The organism is Streptomyces sp. NPDC048484 (assembly GCF_040651415.1).
In the GTDB taxonomy this organism is placed as follows: domain Bacteria; phylum Actinomycetota; class Actinomycetes; order Streptomycetales; family Streptomycetaceae; genus Streptomyces.
On sequence record NZ_JBEZJY010000037.1, the window covers coordinates 47,724 to 64,960 of the forward strand.

At 70.1% G+C, this 17,237-nt stretch carries 16 protein-coding genes; 5 read left to right on the forward strand and 11 right to left on the reverse strand.

The window, feature by feature from the left end:
* Nucleotides 1-80: 80 nt before the first annotated feature.
* Nucleotides 81-704, reverse strand: coding sequence for a DoxX family protein (locus tag AB0D14_RS31785; RefSeq protein ID WP_362786040.1), 624 nt, complete (start codon nt 702-704; stop codon nt 81-83).
* Nucleotides 705-942: 238 nt separating this feature from the next.
* Between AB0D14_RS31785 and sulP the strand changes: the two genes are divergently transcribed.
* Together sulP and AB0D14_RS31795 are read left to right on the forward strand one after the other, a co-directional pair.
* The gene (gene sulP / locus AB0D14_RS31790) at nt 943-2,643 is read left to right on the forward strand and encodes a sulfate permease (RefSeq protein WP_362786042.1); all 1,701 of its coding nucleotides are present in this window, start codon (nt 943-945) and stop codon (nt 2,641-2,643) included.
* A 271-nt stretch (nt 2,644-2,914) separates the two neighbouring features.
* Nucleotides 2,915-3,379 (forward strand): cyclic nucleotide-binding domain-containing protein, encoded by a 465-nt coding sequence (locus AB0D14_RS31795; protein WP_362786043.1) that lies wholly within the window; start codon nt 2,915-2,917, stop codon nt 3,377-3,379.
* Nucleotides 3,380-3,467: 88 nt separating this feature from the next.
* On the opposite strand, the gene AB0D14_RS31800 is transcribed toward AB0D14_RS31795, so the two are convergent.
* The 3 genes from AB0D14_RS31800 to AB0D14_RS31810 all read right to left on the reverse strand — a co-directional run bounded on the left by AB0D14_RS31800 (nt 3,468) and on the right by AB0D14_RS31810 (nt 6,889).
* Nucleotides 3,468-4,472 (reverse strand): SPFH domain-containing protein, encoded by a 1,005-nt coding sequence (locus tag AB0D14_RS31800; RefSeq protein WP_362786045.1) that lies wholly within the window; start codon nt 4,470-4,472, stop codon nt 3,468-3,470.
* A 106-nt stretch (nt 4,473-4,578) separates the two neighbouring features.
* The gene (locus tag AB0D14_RS31805) at nt 4,579-5,205 is read right to left on the reverse strand and encodes a DUF5994 family protein (RefSeq protein WP_362786046.1); all 627 of its coding nucleotides are present in this window, start codon (nt 5,203-5,205) and stop codon (nt 4,579-4,581) included.
* A 439-nt stretch (nt 5,206-5,644) separates the two neighbouring features.
* On the reverse strand, nt 5,645-6,889 hold the full coding sequence (locus AB0D14_RS31810) for a DUF418 domain-containing protein (RefSeq protein ID WP_362786047.1): 1,245 nt from the start codon (nt 6,887-6,889) through the stop codon (nt 5,645-5,647).
* A gap of 177 nt (nt 6,890-7,066) precedes the next feature.
* Here AB0D14_RS31810 and AB0D14_RS31815 point away from each other — a divergent pair, with 177 nt between their 5' ends.
* Nucleotides 7,067-7,732 carry a response regulator transcription factor gene (locus tag AB0D14_RS31815; RefSeq protein WP_362786048.1) on the forward strand — a complete coding sequence of 222 codons (666 nt, stop codon included), beginning with the start codon at nt 7,067-7,069 and terminating at the stop codon, nt 7,730-7,732.
* Nucleotides 7,729-8,841: a histidine kinase gene (locus AB0D14_RS31820; RefSeq protein WP_362786050.1), complete on the forward strand. Its 1,113-nt coding sequence runs from the start codon at nt 7,729-7,731 to the stop codon at nt 8,839-8,841. Before AB0D14_RS31815 ends, AB0D14_RS31820 begins: the two co-directional genes overlap by 4 nt.
* 84 nt (nt 8,842-8,925) lie before the next feature.
* Here the strand turns inward: AB0D14_RS31820 and rox are convergent, their stop codons facing one another.
* The 3 genes from rox to AB0D14_RS31835 form a co-directional block, all read right to left on the reverse strand.
* Nucleotides 8,926-10,512: a rifampin monooxygenase gene (gene rox, locus AB0D14_RS31825; protein ID WP_362786052.1), complete on the reverse strand. Its 1,587-nt coding sequence runs from the start codon at nt 10,510-10,512 to the stop codon at nt 8,926-8,928.
* 270 nt (nt 10,513-10,782) lie between these two features.
* The gene (locus AB0D14_RS31830; RefSeq protein ID WP_362786053.1) at nt 10,783-12,126 is read right to left on the reverse strand and encodes an MFS transporter; all 1,344 of its coding nucleotides are present in this window, start codon (nt 12,124-12,126) and stop codon (nt 10,783-10,785) included.
* A 180-nt stretch (nt 12,127-12,306) separates the two neighbouring features.
* Nucleotides 12,307-12,687, reverse strand: a complete 381-nt coding sequence (locus AB0D14_RS31835) for a helix-turn-helix domain-containing protein (protein WP_362786055.1) — start codon at nt 12,685-12,687, stop codon at nt 12,307-12,309.
* Nucleotides 12,688-12,795: 108 nt separating this feature from the next.
* Here AB0D14_RS31835 and AB0D14_RS31840 point away from each other — a divergent pair, with 108 nt between their 5' ends.
* The gene (locus tag AB0D14_RS31840; protein WP_362786056.1) at nt 12,796-13,197 is read left to right on the forward strand and encodes a RidA family protein; all 402 of its coding nucleotides are present in this window, start codon (nt 12,796-12,798) and stop codon (nt 13,195-13,197) included.
* A gap of 49 nt (nt 13,198-13,246) precedes the next feature.
* On the opposite strand, the gene AB0D14_RS31845 is transcribed toward AB0D14_RS31840, so the two are convergent.
* The 4 genes from AB0D14_RS31845 to AB0D14_RS31860 form a co-directional block, all read right to left on the reverse strand.
* On the reverse strand, nt 13,247-13,384 hold the full coding sequence (locus AB0D14_RS31845) for a hypothetical protein (protein ID WP_362786058.1): 138 nt from the start codon (nt 13,382-13,384) through the stop codon (nt 13,247-13,249).
* 75 nt (nt 13,385-13,459) lie between these two features.
* Nucleotides 13,460-14,539, reverse strand: a complete 1,080-nt coding sequence (locus tag AB0D14_RS31850; RefSeq protein ID WP_362786060.1) for a sugar kinase — start codon at nt 14,537-14,539, stop codon at nt 13,460-13,462.
* A 128-nt stretch (nt 14,540-14,667) separates the two neighbouring features.
* Complete coding sequence (locus AB0D14_RS31855) at nt 14,668-15,786, reverse strand: L-idonate 5-dehydrogenase (protein ID WP_362786062.1); 1,119 nt, start codon at nt 15,784-15,786, stop codon at nt 14,668-14,670.
* A complete protein-coding gene (locus AB0D14_RS31860; RefSeq protein ID WP_362786064.1) occupies nt 15,783-17,177 on the reverse strand; it encodes an MFS transporter in 1,395 nt (464 codons plus the stop codon). The genes AB0D14_RS31855 and AB0D14_RS31860 overlap by 4 nt, the downstream gene beginning before the upstream one ends.
* Between the last annotated feature and the right edge of the window lie 60 nt (nt 17,178-17,237).

The following is a 17,237-nucleotide window of genomic DNA, read 5'->3' on the forward strand; positions in this document are numbered from 1 at the left end:
GTACTCGGTATGGGCCGAACGGCCCTGTGTTCCGGCCGGCGCGGCGGACACCGGACGGGTCCCGCCGCGTCTTCGCGCGGTCAGCGGAGCCAGCTGTTGGTGCGGACGAACGGCAGCGCGGCCCAGAGCTTTCCGACGCCCAGGGTGTTGCCGGCGGAGGCCAGCGCGAGGGCGATCAGGACGACCGCGTAGATCAGGTGGTAGTCGACGAGAGGATTCGGCGACATGGTCGGCGAACCGTCGGACAGGTGCCGGGCGGGCGGCCACTCGGCGATCCACATCAGCGCCATCATCGCGGTGCCGGCGACGGCCGCGAGCCGCAGCGCGAAGCCGCCGACAAGGGCGAGGCCTACGCCGAGCAGTCCTGCCATGAACAGCCAGTCGGCCCAGGTGGCACCGGCCCAGGAGTGGAAAGTGGACTCCATCGGCCCGGCCGCCACACCGCCGAGGAAGCCCTGGGTCGGCGAGCCGCCGTCGATCCAGCCCTTGCCGGACGAGGTGGCATAACCGAACCCGAAGGCCTTGTCGAGGTAGGCCCACAGGAAGACGAACCCGGTGAGCAGACGCAGGGAGGCGAGGGCGTAGGCCTGCGCGGTGTGCGAGTCGGTGCCGGCCGACACGGCGGACGCGGAGGAGGTCCGGCTCCTGCGCAGCGACGGCAGGTGGAACCCCGGGCTCCGGTGCGGGTGCTCGTGTACGGCCATGGTGGTGATCCCTTCGGAAACGATCGGGTCGGTGTCTGACGTCCCTCACTCTTGTCGTGCGGAGCTGGTCACGCCGGGTGCCGAAGGTCCGCCGACGGAGGGCCGAACGGCCCTTTGCGGAGGGTCTGTCGGGGCGGCTGGTGCATTACGGGATCACGCGGTGCATCCTGAGGGACGCGGTGAAAGGCGGCTCATGTCCCAGAGCTCGGGCGGGCACGTTCCAGGGTGGCGCCGCCTCATGCCCCGGCCGGGCGCACTGTTCGGCCGTCTGACGCCAGGACTCGGCCCGCTTCTCCACTACCGGCTCTCATGGCTGAAGGGCGACCTGCTGGCCGGCATGACCGTGGCCGCGTATCTCGTGCCGCAGGTCATGGCGTACGCCGGTGTGGCGGGACTGCCGCCGGTGGCAGGGCTGTGGGCGATCCTGCCCGCGCTCGCGCTCTACGCCGTGCTCGGTTCCTCGCGCCTGTTGTCGGTGGGCCCCGAGTCGACCACCGCGTTGATGACGGCGACCGTGGTGGGTCCGCTCGCCGCCGGGGACCCCGGCCGGTACGTCATGCTGGCAGCCGCCCTGGCAGCCGCGGTGGGCCTGCTGTGCGTGGTGGCGTGGGCGGTGCGGCTGGGCTTCGTCGCCGACCTGCTCTCCCGGCCGGTGCTGATCGGCTATCTCGCGGGCGTGGCGCTGATCATGATCGTGGGCCAGCTGCCCAAACTCACCGGCGTACGGACGACGGCCTCGGCCTTCTTCCCGCAACTGTGGTCCTTCGTACGACACCTGTCGGGGGTCCATACGGCAACGGTGGTGTTCGGCGCCGCTCTGCTCGCTTTTCTGCTCACGGTGGCGCGGTTCCTCCCCGCTCTGCCCGGCCCCCTGCTGGCCGTGGTGCTGGGCACGGCCGCCGTGGCCGGTCTCGACCTCGACGACCGGTACGGCATCACGGTGATCGGCGAGGTCCCGGCGGGCCTGCCGGGCTTCGCCGTGCCGGACCTGACCGAGCTGCCGCACCTGCTGCTGCCCGCCCTCGGCGTCCTCCTGGTCGGCTACACCGACGTCATCCTCACCGCGCGGGCCTTCCAGGGCCGTGCCGAGGACGGCCGGCAACTCGACGCGAACCAGGAGCTGCTGGCCCTGGGCGCGGCCAACCTCGGCGCGAGCGCGCTGCACGGCTTCCCGGTGAGCAGCAGCGCCAGCCGCACCGCGCTCGCCTCCTCGGCGGGCGCCCGCAGCCAGGCCTACTCGCTGATCGCCGGCGTGGTGGTCCTCGCCGTCCTGCTGTTCCTCAGCCCCCTGCTGACCCGGATGCCCTCGGCGGTCCTCGGGGTGCTCGTCGTGTATGCGGCCGTCCGCATGATCGACCTGGCGGGCTTCCGGCGGCTGGCGGGCTTCCGCCGCCGGGAGCTGCTGCTGGCGCTCGGCTGCCTGGTCGGCGTGCTGGTCCTGGGCATCCTGTACGGCGTGCTGGTCGCCGTCGGCCTGTCCGTCGCGGAGCTGCTGACCCGCGTGGCCCGCCCGCACGACGCGGTCCAGGGGGTGGTGCCCGGGGTGGCGGGCATGCATGACGTGGACGACTACCCCGAAGCCCGGACGATCCCCGGCCTGCTGGTCTACCGCTACGACTCCCCGCTGTTCTTCGCCAACGCGGAGAACTTCCACCGCAGGGCCCTGGCCGCCGTCGACGAACAGACCGACCCGGTCCGCTGGTTCGTCCTCAACACCGAGGCGAACGTCGAGGTCGACATCACCGCTCTGGACGCCGTCGACGCCCTGCGCCGCGAACTGGCCGACCAGGACGTTGTCTTCGCCCTCGCCCGGGTGAAGCAGGACCTCTGGCACGACCTGAAGGTGTACGGCCTGACGGAGTCCGTCGGCACCGAGCGGATCTTCCCCACCCTGCCGACCGCTCTGGCCGCGTACCGGGAGTGGTGCCGCGATCAGTAGGCGGACAGGCCGTACTCCGTGAACTGACGGCGGACCCGCCCGGTCAGCTCGGGGTCAGGGCCGGGGTTGTACCCACAGCGCTCACCCTCTCTCGCCGAGTTGCTTCACACACCCTCATCGAACAGTGCGGCGACGGATGACACAGGGGGCCGAAGGGCCCGCACCCGGTACCGGGCGGCCCCTTCATGAGGCCGGGTGGCCCATCGCCGACGCGGCGGCGCGCGAACACGCTGGAAGCAGCAGTTCCGTAGGCCCGTCCTGGAGGTCCGTCATGAACGCTCCCCCCACCACCAGCATGTTGCGGGCGCTGCCCGCCGAGCAGCGGCAGCGGCTGATGCGGGTCGCCCGCGAGGTGTCGATCCCCCAGGGCACGCGCCTCTTCGAGGAGGGCGCACGCGCCGACCGGTTCTGGATCATCCGTACCGGCACCATCGACCTCGACATGCACGTACCCGGTCGCCGCGCGGCCGTCATCGAGACTCTCGGGCACAACGAACTCGTCGGGTGGTCCTGGCTGTTCGCGCCGCACTCCTGGCATCTGGGCGCCGGGACGACGAGCCCGGTCCGGGCGTACGAGTTCGACGCCACAGCCGTACGGGCGATGTGCCACGACGACTCGGTTCTGGGCCTCGCGGTCGCCGAATGGGTGGGCGGCATCGTCGCCCACCGCCTGCGCTCGGCCCGCACCCGGCTGCTCGACCTGTACGCCCCCAACGGCAGCGGCGGTCAGCTGTGACCGTCCCGCGAACCAGGGAGCGAGGGGCGCGTTGTCGGGACGGACGACAAGTACAGCTCAGACGACGACTGCCCGGGCCACGGCGGGATCAGCTGTGGGCATGTGACGTGCCGGAGTCGGAGTCCGCCCGTGCCGGCCGGTTGTCCGGCCGTTCTTGGGCCACTGCCGCACGACTGCCGATCCGCTCTCCGCGGGAGCCGACCCGCTCTCCGCTCAGAGATCCGGTCGGCTCTCCGTGGCGGGAATCGGCGAGCTCGGTGGGCGGACTGGGGGCGGTCGGTTCAGGAAGTTCGGGATGCGGGATGCTCCGACGGGTGGACTCGCCGTCAGCCTCCAGGCTCTGGCGCTCGAAGAAGCGGAGCATCTCCACAGGGAACGGCATGACCAGGGTGCTGTTCTTCTCCGCCGAGACGTCCACCACGGTCTGCAGCAGGCGGAGTTGGAGCGCGCCCGGAGTGTCGGCCATGGTCGCCGCCGCGTCGGCAAGCCGCTGGGACGCCTGGTACTCACCGTCGGCGGCGATGACCCGGGCACGGCGTTCACGCTCGGCCTCGGCCTGCTTGGACATGGAGCGCATCATCGACTCCGGGAGGGCGATGTCCTTGATCTCCACGCGTTCGATACGCAGTCCCCAGGGCTCCTCCGTGGGCGCGTCCATCACCTTCTTGAGCTCCGAGTTGATGTGGTCACGGTCGGAGAGGAGCGTGTCCAGGTCGGCCCTGCCGATGACCGCACGGAGCGAGGTCTGGGCGATCTGGGAGATGGCGTCGGGGTAGTTGCGGACGTTGACCAGGGCTTTGACCGGGTCGATGACCCGGAAGTAGACGACCGCGTCGACGGTGAGCGTCACGTTGTCGGCGGTGATGGACCCCTGGGGCGGGATGCCGAGGACCTCTGTCTGCACGGACACCTTCCGCATCTGGTCGCCGATCGGCCGTATGACATGCAGGCCGGGCCCACGGATGTCCGGCAGCAGCCGCCCGAAGCGGAACACCACGCCCTTCTCGTACTGCTGGACGCTGCGCAGGCTCATGCCGAGAAGGACCAGCCCGGCCACGGCGAACACCACCAGCACAGTGATCAGAACACTCATGGTTCTCACATTCTTTACGTGGATGGTGTCCCTGAACCCGAGATGTCCGGGAGGCGCACGGCGATCGCCAGAAGCGCGACCACCGTCAGGAAGAGCTCCACGGCCCTCACATTCCCTTCGCCGCATTCGGCATCGGAACCTGAGGAGCGGCGGCGAGGATGCCGAGTGCAGGAGCAGTGACTGCCGGGACATGTGGCCGTGAGGTCGGACGGCGGGCCCCATGGCCTCCTTCGGAGTCCCAGACCTCCTCCACGCCCCGGTCGGCCGTCGCTGTTGTACGCAGGCGTGCCGCCTCCTCCATCAGCCGGCTCGCGGTCGACGTGCGCTGGGGGTCGCTCGCGGCGGCCATCAACCAGGCGGCCGAGACGGGACTCGTCTGCGGAGGGATCACCAGCAGATCCCAGCGGCCCACGCCGTAGGAGAGGAGTAGCAACTGGTGCGGATCCTGCTCGCCCAGGAACCAACCCACCTTCACCACATGCCCGTTCACGGGCACCTTGTGCGGAATGGTCGGCCAGTGTGTGGGATTCACCGTGACCCTGGTGATCCGGCCCCACAGCGGATCGAGCACGGCTGTCAGTGAAGGAAGTTCCGCCCGGAGATCGCGGGAACGGGGCCACCAAGCGCCGTCCAGAAGAGCCGGTGCGGAACCGTCGGGAGCCAGCGACATGCGGAGCAACGGAGGTGAGAGCTGGTCTTCGGGTGTCGGCGCGTACGAAAAGGTCGCAGTCATGATGCGAACCCTGCTCCGGACCGGTCGGAACCGGCCCGATGTAGTCGATCGCCGAAAACGACACGAGCATTGACGCCGGTGCGCGAAATACTCTCGGTAACCCGAGCGTACTCCTCCGCGCGGACCACACGCAGGTTCTTGGAAGCCGGCGCCCGGACCTGTTTCCGGTCGGCGAGCCAGGGCCATGACGTCATGCCCACGCTCCGGTGCGCGCCGTCACCGGGCGGCCGGTCTGTTCGGTGGAACCGCCACGCGGCGGCCGAGTGTTGGCCGACCGTACCCGGCCGCTGCCCTCGTGTGTCCGAGGGCAGCGGCCGAGCGCCTGATCACGGTTGCCCGCAGAGGGGGACTGTGCGGTGTCAAAGCCGTGCCAGGCGGTCCGGGCTGGTCCGTCGCGCGACTGCGTGGCCGGTCCAGGGTGCGGCGCCGAGGTCGGGTGTCACTTGATGTGGCGGGTGACGCGGGTGGCGTGGTGGAGTAAGTACTCCAGCGGACCGCGACGGAAGTAGCGCGTCCAGATGGTTGCCAGCAGCATGGCGGCTGCGATGAACCCGCCGAGTGCGATCAGGGCCGGGCCGGTGTCTTCTTCCATGCCGAGCTGGTGAATGGCGAGGATGTGGCCGACGTACGCGGACAGCGCGATCATGCCGACGGCGGCGACCGGCCGGGCCAGCCGTGTCAGGCGCGGCATCCGGGCGGCGGCGGTGACGCAGGCGGCCACCACGAGCAGGGCGACGCCGGTGTTGCCCAGGATGGAGAAGGTCGTCTGGCTGTGGGGTGCAGCTACCAGCAGCCAGGCGGCCGGGGTTTCGTCGGTGGGGTAGCCGACGGTGTCCGACCACCAGGCGGAGGCCGTCCCGGTGCCGTCCGTGGCCGCGGCGACCGTGGCGCGGGCGTGCGGGATGAAGTTCAGGGCCAGCCAGGATCCGCCATAGCCGAGCACGGCGAGCCCGCCGCCGGTGGCGGCCAGGCGGTTGCGGATCCGGCCCTGGGTGAGATCGAGGCGGGCGACCGCCATGCCTGTGATCATGAACGGCATCCACGTGAGCACCGGGTACTCGCCGGTGAACAACAGCTCCAGCAAACCGTCGGTTTCGCTGACGCGCGCCAGTGGATCCGCGGCGATGACCATGTCGGCCCAGTCGCCGCCTTGGACGGCCCGCTGGATCACGTACAGGAGCACGGGCATGAGCAGAGCACTCGCACCGGCCAGTATCGCCAGGGTGCGGGCCCGTAACCGGTGCAACGGCAGGATGATCAGGAAGATCAGCCCGTAGAAGGCGAGGATGACGTCGACGTCGGTGTCCAGGGCGGTCAGCGCATAGCCCGCGGCGATCAGGATCAGCGCACGGACGACGATACGGCCCGCTGCCTGCCGGCCGGCCCGCCCGGTGCGCGGCTGCGGGCGGCCGGTGATGAGGACGAGGGAGAACCCGGCGAGCACGGCGAACAGTGCGGAGGACCGGCCGCGGGCGAGTTCGGCGAGAAAGCCCAGGGGCCCGCCCACCGTCGGCTCGGGGCCCACATGAGCGGCGTACATGCCGAAGACGGCCAGGCCGCGGGCGAGATCGAGGCCGATGAGCCGACCGGCTGAGGGCGGGCGCGAGGCGCTGGGTGGCCGGTCCGGCAGCGGGCCTGGTTGCGGATGGGCGGGTGCGGGGGCCGGGGGCGCGTCGTGGGTCATGGGTTTCAGGCTGGCGTGGCCCGGGTCGCACGCCCATCCGGCAGGTGGCGGCCATCGTCCCGCCGACCGGCTGGAAGCCTTCCGTCGCCCAACGGAAAACAGCGCCGAGGGAACCTCCGAGCGGTCTTCTGCGTGATACGAATCCCCAAGCGGTCGCACGCCGACAGGGGGGCGCACGTGATACGCGTACTGGTGGTCGACGACGAAGCGTTGGTCCGAACGGGCTTCGAACACATTCTGTCCGCGGCCGGCGACATCGAGGTGGTGGCCGCGGTCGCGGGCGGCCAAGCAGTGGCTGCGGCCGGGGAATTGCGTCCGGACGTGGTGCTGCTGGACATCCGGATGCCGGACGTGGACGGGCTGACGGTACTGGCCCAGTTGCGGCGGCTTCCCCAGCCGCCGGTGGTGGCCATGCTCACCACGTTCGACATGGACGAATACGTGGCCGCCGCCCTGCGCTCGGGGGCGGCCGGGTTCCTGCTCAAGGACACCGATCCCGTGCAACTGCCCGTACTGGTGCGCAACCTGGCCGAAGGCGGCGTCGTGCTGTCCGGCTCCGTCACCCGCACCGTCGTACACGGCTACCTCGACAACGGCCCCCAGCACGCCGCCATGCGCCGCGTCGAAGCGCTGACCGACCGGGAACGCGCCGTGCTGATCCTGATCGCCGAAGGACTGTCCAACACCGCCATCGGAGCGCGGCTGTATCTGAGCACCGGCACGGTCAAGGATCACGTGAGCGCCGTACTGTCCAAACTGCGGGTGGTCAGCCGCGTCCAGGCTGCCCTGCTGGCCGAACGAGCCGGCCTGCTCAAGGCGCCGGATTCCCAGGAGGAGGGGTGAAAACCCGCCGCGTACCCGCCCCCGTGCTGGACGTCCTGCTGATCGCCGTCTCCCTGCTGGACATCTGGGTGCACGAGGAGTCCGACGAACCGCTGCGCAGAGCCGCGGCCCTGCTGGCCACCGCCGCTTTGGCCCTGCGCCGCCATGTGCCGCTGCCGGCCTTCCTGCTCACCCTTCCCGCCGCTCTGGTCAGCGACGCGATATTCGCCCCGCTGGCCGCGCTGTACGCCCTGGCCTCGCTCAACCGCCACCGGGTCCTGCTGGCGCTCGGCGCGCTGGCTCTTGCCACCTGCGACCTCACCTACTGGACCTGGCCCGAACCTGCCTTCGCCGATCTCTCCGACTCCTCCGACCTGGTCACCGTCACCTACAGCCTGGCCACTGCGGCCGCGCCGGTCTTCCTCGGCCAACTCGTCCAGGCCCGACGCGAGTTGTCGCTGCGGCTGACCGAAATCTCCCAGGCCCGCGAACACGAACGTGAACTCCTGGCCCAAAGTGTGCTGGCCAAAGAACGCGCCCAGCTCGCCCGGGAGATGCACGACGTCGTGTCCCACCAGGTCAGCCTGATCGCGGTCCGCGCCGGGGCCCTCCAGGTGGCCAGTCACGACGCACCGACGCGCGAAGCCGCAGCCACCATCAGACAGCTGAGCGTGCAGACCCTGGAGGAACTGCGGCACATGGTGAGCGTTCTGCGAGCCGCCGGCAGCCGCCCCACCGAGCTGACCCCGCAGCCCTCCCTGGCCGACCTGCAACGCCTCATCGACACCAGCGGTATCGAAGCAAGCCTGCACACCGACCTGCCCGAAGACCTCCCAGCGCCCCTCCAACGCGCCCTCTACCGCGCCATCCAGGAGGCGCTCACCAACGTCCGGAAACACGCGCCCGGCGCCACCGCTGTCATCCGTGTCCAACACCAGGACAGCACCGTGCACGCCACCGTCATCAACACGGCCCCCACCCGGCCCGCCCTGCTCCTGCCCGGCGCCCACCACGGCCTGGCCGGGCTGCGCCAACGAGCCGAACTCCTGGGCGGTACGGTCACTGCCGGCCCCGCACCCGACGGGGGCTACGAACTCCACCTGCACCTGCCGCTGCATCAGACACTGTGATCCGCCTCTTCCTGCCGGTGCCGCGGCAGGCGACGTCGGCCGTTCCGATCCTCCGTACAGGCCTTTTCGGTTGCTCGGGCGAAATCAGTTGGCGGGCTTGCCGAACCAGCGGGAGAGGTGGTCGTCCAGATCCTGCTGATCGTCGCCGATCCAGGCGACGTGGCCATCGGGGCGCAGCAGGACGCAGGGAACATCCAGTGCCGCGGTGGAGTCCGCGAGGTGATCGACCCGGTCCGCCCAGCCGCCGACGGTCAGGCGTTCGGTGCGGTCGAGGAGCAGTCCGCGGCCGCGCTGCAGCAGATCGTAGAGGTGACCGTGTTTCATGTCGATGTCGGGCAGGCGGCGGCCGAGCAGGTCGGGGCCTTCGCCGAAGTCGTAGCGGATGCCGATCGCGGTGATCTTCTCGATGAGACGGCGGTTCACCTCGTCGAAGTCCATCAGTTCGGTGAGCAGCCTGCGCAGGGCCTGCGGGCCCGGTTCGCTGGAGTGCAGTTCCATCTGGGCACGGGTGTTGTCCAGTACGTCCTCGGCGACCGGATGACGTTCGGCCTGGTAGGTGTCCAGCAGTGTTTCCGGCGCCCAGCCGCGGATCTGTGCGGCCAGTTTCCAGCCGAGGTTGAAGGCGTCCTGAACGCCCAGGTTGAGGCCCTGCCCGCCGGTGGGTGGATGGATGTGTGCCGCATCGCCGGCCAGCAGCACCCGCCCGACCCGATACCGTTCGGCCAGCCGGGTGGCATCCCCGAAGCGGGACAACCAGCGCGCGGAGTGCACGCCGAAATCGGTTCCGGCGACGGTGCGCAGCTGTTGTTTGAAATCCTCGAGGGTGGGCGGTTCCGCGCGGTCGCTGACTCCCGCGGCGGGGACCACGACGCTGTAGACCCCTTCGCCGAAGGGCCGGAGCCAGAATCGCTGATGGGTCTCGCGGATTTCGGCCACCTTGGCGGCGATCTCCTCCTGCGGCGCGCCCACTTCCATCTCGCCCATCAGCGTCTCGGTCCGTGAGGGCTCACCGGGGAAGCCGACGCCGAGCAGTTTGCGCACCGTGCTGCGCCCGCCGTCACAGCCGACGAGATAGCGCGAACGCAGCTGTTCGCCTCCCCCGCCGGCTACGCCCTCACTGGCGGGGGTGCCCCCACTGGCCAGTTCGACGGTCACACCCTCGTCGTCCTGCTCGAAACCGGCGACCGCGCAACCGCGCCGGATCTGCGCACCCAGTTGGGTCGCATGTGCTTCGAGCAGGTGGACGATGACCGGCTGCGGGATGCCCAGCAGATAGGCGTGCGCGGAATCCAGGCCCTGGGGCGCGGGCTTGTTGATGGCTGCGAAGAATCCGCCGGCCGGACGCTGTCTGCCGTGTTCGCGCAGGCGATCCAGCAGCCCGCGCATCGCCATCAGCTCAAGACTGCGAATGTGCAGACCGACGATGCGGACGAACGACACGGGCTCGGTTTCCCTCTCCAGAACGAGTACCCGTACATCGTGCAGCCGCAGTTCGGCGGCCAGCATCGCGCCGGTCGGCCCGCACCCGGCAATGATCACGTCGAACATGAGGGGCGTGCGATCGGCGCCGGAGGCCGGTGACCGGAGAACTCCGGGGACGTCGCCCACCGTGGAGTCACGCTCGACCCCGTCGTTCGCCGGCGGCTCGGCGGTGAACTGCTGAGAGCGCATAGGTGTTGCCTTTCGGGAGTGCCTTGTCGGACAGGCGCTCCCGGCGACACCTACGTCAATCGCCGGCCGTGACGGAAAGGGGGAGCACCCACATCTCTGCTGCGTTCATGGGTCTCACCTCCTCGGGCGGTGTCACGGTCAACTGCAAGCTACAGACCCGAACATCACCCCGTCCAATGCTTTCCCAGCGACGTGATCACGACTCCGAACGGGCCCGTGCGGTGGCAGGGCGAATCCAGCGTGGCGGCCCGGCCGGCCACGGTCGACGGTCTATTCCTGGCTGCCCCGAGGCAGACCGGAGCTCGGAGGGCGCTGCCCTGATGAGGTTCGCTCGTGGCCACTTTCCGGCGCCTCCTTCCGGATGCCGGTTTCGTGCCGCGGTGTTCGGTCCTCCTGCGGCAGCCGGTGCTCCAGGCGCAGCATCAGGGCCGCGCCCAGTGCGGCGAGCAGGCCCACGGCGAGCCAGGGCAGCAGGCGGTTGTGGCTGAAGAGCAGACCGAACAGGGTCGGCGCGACGACGTTCGCGCCGGCGAAGGAGTACTGGAACGCCGCCAGGTAGGTGCCTCGTGACCCGGGCGGCGCCGCGTCCGCGGCAAGCGCGTTCGACGCGGATCCGTAGGTCATCTCCGCGACCGTGTAGCACACCACCACTGCCACCAGGAACGGCACCAGCGCCGGGGACGGCAGCAGGACGGCCGCTGCGGACGCGGCGCACCACAGCGTCCACAGTCCGCCGGCCCAGGCCATGGCGCGGGCCCGGGTACAGCGGCGCCGCACGAAGCGGGTGACGGCCGCCGTGCAGGTCGCGAGCAGCAGGGTGTTCAGGGCCAGGAGAGGGCCGGGCGCCCAGCTCGGTCCGGACAGTCCCTGAACGACGTACACGGGCAGGGACAGAGACAGGAACGAGCTGCACAGGGCAAAGAGCGTGCATGTCCCGATCAGTGCGAGGTAGGGGCGGTCCCGCAACAGCGCCCGATAGCCGGAGGGGCCCTCGGCCGGTGGCAGGGCGTGCGGGGTGGAGGGCACCGCGTAGACGACCACCAGCGCGGCGGCCAGGAACGCCACCGCGCTGGCGAGAATCAGCCCGTCGTAGACGCGCGCGGAGTCGACGACGAGTACCGCGCCCGCGAGCAGCGCCCCGCCGCCGGCGCCCGCTTCCCGGATCATCCAGGTCCGGGCGAACCAGTGGTCCTTGGCGTCCACCCCTTCGGTGTCCGCCTGGTCGGCGATGAGGGTGAAGATCGAGGACCAGTAGACCCGCAGGCCGGCCGTCGTCACCAGCATCGCGGTCACCAGTGAGCCCGCCCCGGAGACCGCCAGGTAGAGCAGGAAACCAAGCCCCTGCAAGGCCTGGCCGCCGGCGACCACCAGCCGCGGCCCGAGCCGGTCCACCAGCCGTCCGACGACCAACGGCAACGGCAGGGTCAGCGCGGTGCTCACGCTGACGAGCACACCGATCTCTGCCACATCCAGATCAGTGACTTCAAGGAAGTACAGCAGTGACAGCGGGAGGTACAGGCCCGTGCCCAGCGAATCGACCGCCACCGCCGTCAGGAGCGGCCAGCGCCTTGAGCCGGTCTGCCCCGTACCGTCGCCCGTCGCCGCCCGTGCCACGCCATGCACCGCCCTTGTCCCGTCCCGCCCCGCCCCGCCCCGCCCCGCCCCGCCACCTGATGACCAGCCCTAGTCTGTAACAAGGATGTCGGCGACCCTCAACTCCTTACAGGTGCCGTCGCCGGCGTCGCCCGCTGCCGTCCAGGACGCACACAGCGTGAGCGTGGTGCTACGCGCCCATCAGCCGTCGAAGTGACGGCGCGCGTCCTCGATGTGGCCGAGGTACTGGTGGGTCCAGCCGCACATGCCGTCGACCGTGGCGCGCAGGGCCCGGCCCGGCTCAGTGAGGGTGTACTCGACCCGCGGCGGCACGGTGGGGTACACCTTCCGCTCCGCCAAGCCGTAGCGCTCCAGCATGCGCAGGTTTTGGGTGAGCATCTTGTGACTGATGCCCTCGACCTCGGTCCGCAACTCACTGAAGCGCAGCGTGCGCTCACCGAGCGCCTCGATGATCAGGAACGCCCACTTGTTGGCGACGTCCGAAAAGATCTCGCGCGCCAGAGAGTCCGCGCGCCTCAGGTCGGCGTCCTCGGGCAGGCCCTTGAGCTGCTTGGTCACCATCAGGTTCCTCAATCACCGAAAAGTTCATTCTTCCAGGTCGACGGCCACTCTCCTACAGTTCCCGAGTAACCACAAGAGAGCATGAACCAGACCAGAAGGGTGAGCACCTTGTCCACCATTGATGTCTTCAACCACGATGTGCCGGCCGAGAGCGACTTCGGCTACTCCCAGGCGATCAGGTCCGGCGCTCTGATCCATGTCTCCGGACAGCTGGCGTTCGACGAGGCGGGAGAGTTTCACCACGCGTACGACTTCGCCGCCCAGCTCAAGCAGACCTACGCCAACGCGGACAAGGTCCTGGACCACTACAGCGTCACCCGGAACCAGGTCGTCTCGCAGACCCTGTACGTGGTGAACCTGCGGCAGAACGCCGCGGCGACGGCGGAGGGCAATCTGGAGTACTTCGGCGACCACCGTCCGGCCAGCACAGTCTTGGGCGTCACCGAACTGACCCTGGCCGGCCAGGTCGTTGAGATCAGCTTCGTCGTCGACACGAGGCTGCCCGCCTGAGCTTGCCCGCGGCGCACGGCCCGGCTTGCCGACCTCTGGAGGTCACCGGTCACTCAAGTGACCTCCGCTCCCCGCCCCCTGTCCCCTCGAGTACCGCGTCGGCGCCGATCAGTTCCAGCAGCCGCACCACGGGGTCGGGGACGCCGGCCAGTCGCAGGTCGGTGACGCGGCACAACGTGCCGCCCACAGGTACGCCTGCCGACCGGCAGGGAAGGCCGGATGTCACAGTGGGGTGCCCTAAAGCCTGTTCCCGGTGATTCCGTCAGCGGGGGGTCATGGCGGCCCAGGCCTCGTCGTCCAGGGCCAGGCGCGGGTCGGTCTCCGTGCGCGGGGGCATCACGGGGGCGTCGTCCCTGGTCCGCAGCGCAGTGACCGCCGCAAGGTGGCCCAGCCGCAGCCGGGAACGCTCGTCGCGGTCCTCCAGCACGCCGACCAGGTAACCGGACGCGAACGCGTCTCCGGCGCCCACCGCTTCTACCACTCTGGTCGGCGGCGAAGGCACGAACGTGCGCACCCCACCGACATACGAGGTGGCTCCGTGCTCGGCGTCCTTGACGACAACCACAGGTGCGGCGCCCAGGAGGTCCGCGACGTCGTCCGGGGCGGCGGTGCCCCACAGCTCCTCGGCCTCGTCCCGTCCGACAAAGACGATGTCCGCCACGCGGGCGAGCGCCAGCAGCGCCACCGCGGCGTCGGCGCCGCCGGCCTGCCAGAGAGCCGAGCGGTGATTCACGTCGAAGGAGACGAGCTGTCCGGACAACCGTCCTGACGACTGGTCTGACGACTGGCCTGACGGGGTGGGGTTGTGACGTCCGGCGAGCAGAGCTTCCAGCAGGCCGGCGCAGGTGTCGGAGAGGGCCGCGGTGATGCCCGAGAGGTGCACGATACGCGCCCGCCTGAGCACCGGGTGCGGGGCCAACTCCGGTCCCATCCGGGATGCCGCCGATCCGCGACGGTAGTAGTGCGTGCGAGTGCGGTGCGGGCCGGGGTCCTTGAAGTAGACCCCGGTCGGCTGCTCGCGATCGATCTCGACGCCGCTCACGTCCACGCCGCGTGCGGTGAGTTCGGCCAGGATGCGGTGGGCGAACGGGTCGTCGCCCAGGCGGCTCAGCCAGGCAGCGCGGTGTCCGAGTCCGGCCACTCCGCAGGCGACGTTGGATTCGGCGCCGCCGACAGCCAGACGCAGTGCGGGCTGCTCGGCGAGCGGGCGGTCGTCCGGCGGGCTGAGGACAGCCATCGTCTCTCCGACACAGACGATGTCGATGTCGATCGACGTCCGGTCGTCGTCGCCATCAGCAGCAGCAGTGGCAGTAGCCGTGGTGGCAGAGGGCGGTGTGGACACAGGTCGCTCCTGGCAGACGGTGAACGCGTGGGGCGCGGTACGGGTGGTGCCGTACGGGTGGCGCCGTACAGGGTGCAGGTGTGTCACCTCTCAGGGTGCCGGTCGCCCCTCAAGGTGCAGGTCGCCCCTCAGGGTGCGGAGCGCCGCTCAGCGGCGAGGCGCAGCATGACCTTGCTGCTCCCGCTCCTGGGGTCGGCGGCGACGGCAAGGGCCTCCTCGGCCTGTTCCAGGGGGAAGCGGTGGGTGATCAGCGGGCTCACGTCCAGGCCGTCCCGGAGTGCGCGGAGCGCGTCGTCGATCTCCTCGACGAAGCGGTAGGAGCCGATCCAGGTGATTTCCCTGGTCACCAGGTCGCCGAGCACGGCGGGGACCGCCACGCCGGGCAGATTGCCGACCTGCACGAGAGTTCCGCCCCGGGCAGTGGCCCGCAGTACCGGGCCCAGCGCGGCCGAAGCCCCGGATGCCTCGAACACCACGTCGACGTCCGCGGGCAGGACGTCGCCGCGGGAGAGATCGCGCGTTTCGTCGGCGCCCATGGCACCGGCGACGGCAAGGGACGCCGCGGCCAGGTCGGCGGCGATCACCGTGCCGGCACCGCGGTGGCGGGCGGCGGCCACGACCAGGGAACCGATCGGACCGCAGCCGTTGACCAGGACCGTACGTCCGCGCAGGTCGGGGATGCGGCCGACGGCGTGCAGGGCGACGGCCAACGGTTCGGCGAGGGCGCCCTGTTCGGTGCCGACGCCGTCGGGCAGCGAGCGGATCTGCGCTGCGGGCACTGTCCGGTACTCGCTGAAACCGCCGTCGGTGTGCGGGTCGAAGGCCGCCGAGCCGAAGTAGCGGACGCGCGGGTGGAGGTTGGTCCGTCCGGCGATGCGCTCGGGGAGCACGCCGTCCCCGACCGTCTGAGCCGGGTGGACGGTGACTGGCTGCCCTTCGCTCAGACCGGTGACCTGCGCACCCAGCTCGGCGATCCGGCCGGCGAACTCGTGCCCGAGCACCAGCGGGTGCTTGAGGGAGGCGGTCCCGGACGCGCCGTTGCGCCAGTACGCGATGTCGGATCCGCAGATGCCGCCCCACTCCATGGCCAGCAGTACCTCGCCGGGGCCGGGCACCGGCCGGGCGCGCTCGTCGATGCGCACATCGCCCGGGCCGTGTACGACGACCGCCCTCATCCCGGGTCGCCCCGCGGCCGTTGTGTCTGCTGTGTCGGCTGTGTTGTCGATGGGGTTGGTGACGGTGTTCATACGGCGTCCTCCAGCCGGACCAGGTCGCGTCCGCGGGTCTCGGGGGCGAGGTACGCGCTGACGAAGGTGATGAGCGAGTAGACGACGAGCATCGCGGAGATGGGCCACCAGCTGTCGGTGAGTGCTGTGAGCGTGGCCGCGAGGACCGGGCCGATCGCGGTGGCGAGGATGCCTCCGACCTCTTTGGCGAGGGCGAGCTGGGTGAACCGGCTGCGGGCGCCGAAGAGTTCGGCCATGGTGACGCTCTCCACCGAGAACAGTCCGAGGACTCCGACGTTCAGGCCGAGAACCATGCCGACCATGACGCCCGCGGTGGAGCCCGAGGTGATGAGGAGCATCACCGGGAAGGCGATGACGGCGGTCAGCAGGCTGAGCGTGAGGTACACGACCCGTCGTCCGAAGCGGTCACCGAGGAGACCGACCACCGGCACGGTCACGAAGCCCAGGAGCGATCCGTAGACGATCGCGTCCGTCGGGACGGAACGGTCGACGGCGAGGTTGGTGGCGAGGTAGCCCACGAGGAACGTCTGGATCAGTCCGGAGTTGCCCGCCTGCCCGAACCGCAGCCCCAGCGCCAGGAAGAACGCCTTGCCCTTGCGCTGACGGACCGCGGCGGCCAGGACGTTTCCGTCGCGCTTGCCGACGGTGACGCCGGCGGACTCGACCTCGCCACGGGGCAACGCCACACCGTCGACCACGTCGGGGCGCTCCTCGAAGACCGGGCTCTCCTTGAGGCCGCGGCGCATCCAGGCCGCGAGGATCATCAGCACAAAACTCAGCAGGAAGGGCAGCCGCCATCCCCAGGACAGGAGTTGGTCCTCACTGAGGACGGTGAGCAGAACGGCCCACAGGCCCGACGCGGCGAGGGTCCCGGAGTTCGTGCCGAGGGACACCAGCGAGGAGACCAGGCCGCGCCGGCGGACGGGGGCGTACTCGGCGAGCATCACGGTCGCGCCGGCGATCTCGGCGCCGGCGCCGAAGCCCTGGACCAGCCGCAGCGCGACGAGCAGGATCGGTGCCGCGATGCCGATGGTGGCGTACGTGGGCAGGGCGCCGATGAGGGTGGTGGAGGCACCCATCAGCAGGATGGTGATGTACAGGACCTTCTTACGGCCGAGCCGGTCGCCCATCCGTCCGAAGTAGACGGCTCCGGCGAGCCGGGCGACGTACCCGACGCCGTACGTGGCCATCGCCGCGATCAGGCCGATGGCGGGGCTGACGTCCGGGAAGAAGAGCCTGTTGAAGACGATGGCGGCGGCCAGCGAGTAGAGCTGGAAATCCATGAACTCCATGGCCGTACCGAGCCAGCCCGAGACGGCGGCCCGGGTCAGATCGCGCGTGGTGCGCTTCTCGGAAGGTGCCTGCTGGGCAGCCGTGGCGCTGTCCTTCATCGTGAACTCCGTTGTTCGGGGAGTGAAGTGCGGCTCTCGGTGTGTGTGGGTGGGGGGTGT

Excerpts from the sequence above, each read along its gene's own strand:
- AB0D14_RS31795 (WP_362786043.1), top strand. The coding sequence starts at position 2,915 with ATGAACGCTCCCCCCACCACCAGCATGTTGCGGGCGCTGCCCGCCGAG.
- sulP (WP_362786042.1), top strand. The coding sequence starts at position 943 with ATGCCCCGGCCGGGCGCACTGTTCGGCCGTCTGACGCCAGGACTCGGC.
- AB0D14_RS31855 (WP_362786062.1), bottom strand. The coding sequence starts at position 15,786 with ATGAACACCGTCACCAACCCCATCGACAACACAGCCGACACAGCAGAC.
- AB0D14_RS31800 (WP_362786045.1), bottom strand. The coding sequence starts at position 4,472 with ATGAGTGTTCTGATCACTGTGCTGGTGGTGTTCGCCGTGGCCGGGCTG.
- rox (WP_362786052.1), bottom strand. The coding sequence starts at position 10,512 with ATGCGCTCTCAGCAGTTCACCGCCGAGCCGCCGGCGAACGACGGGGTC.
- AB0D14_RS31805 (WP_362786046.1), bottom strand. The coding sequence starts at position 5,205 with ATGACTGCGACCTTTTCGTACGCGCCGACACCCGAAGACCAGCTCTCA.
- AB0D14_RS31860 (WP_362786064.1), bottom strand. The coding sequence starts at position 17,177 with ATGAAGGACAGCGCCACGGCTGCCCAGCAGGCACCTTCCGAGAAGCGC.
- AB0D14_RS31785 (WP_362786040.1), bottom strand. The coding sequence starts at position 704 with ATGGCCGTACACGAGCACCCGCACCGGAGCCCGGGGTTCCACCTGCCG.
- AB0D14_RS31810 (WP_362786047.1), bottom strand. The coding sequence starts at position 6,889 with ATGACCCACGACGCGCCCCCGGCCCCCGCACCCGCCCATCCGCAACCA.
- AB0D14_RS31835 (WP_362786055.1), bottom strand. The coding sequence starts at position 12,687 with ATGGTGACCAAGCAGCTCAAGGGCCTGCCCGAGGACGCCGACCTGAGG.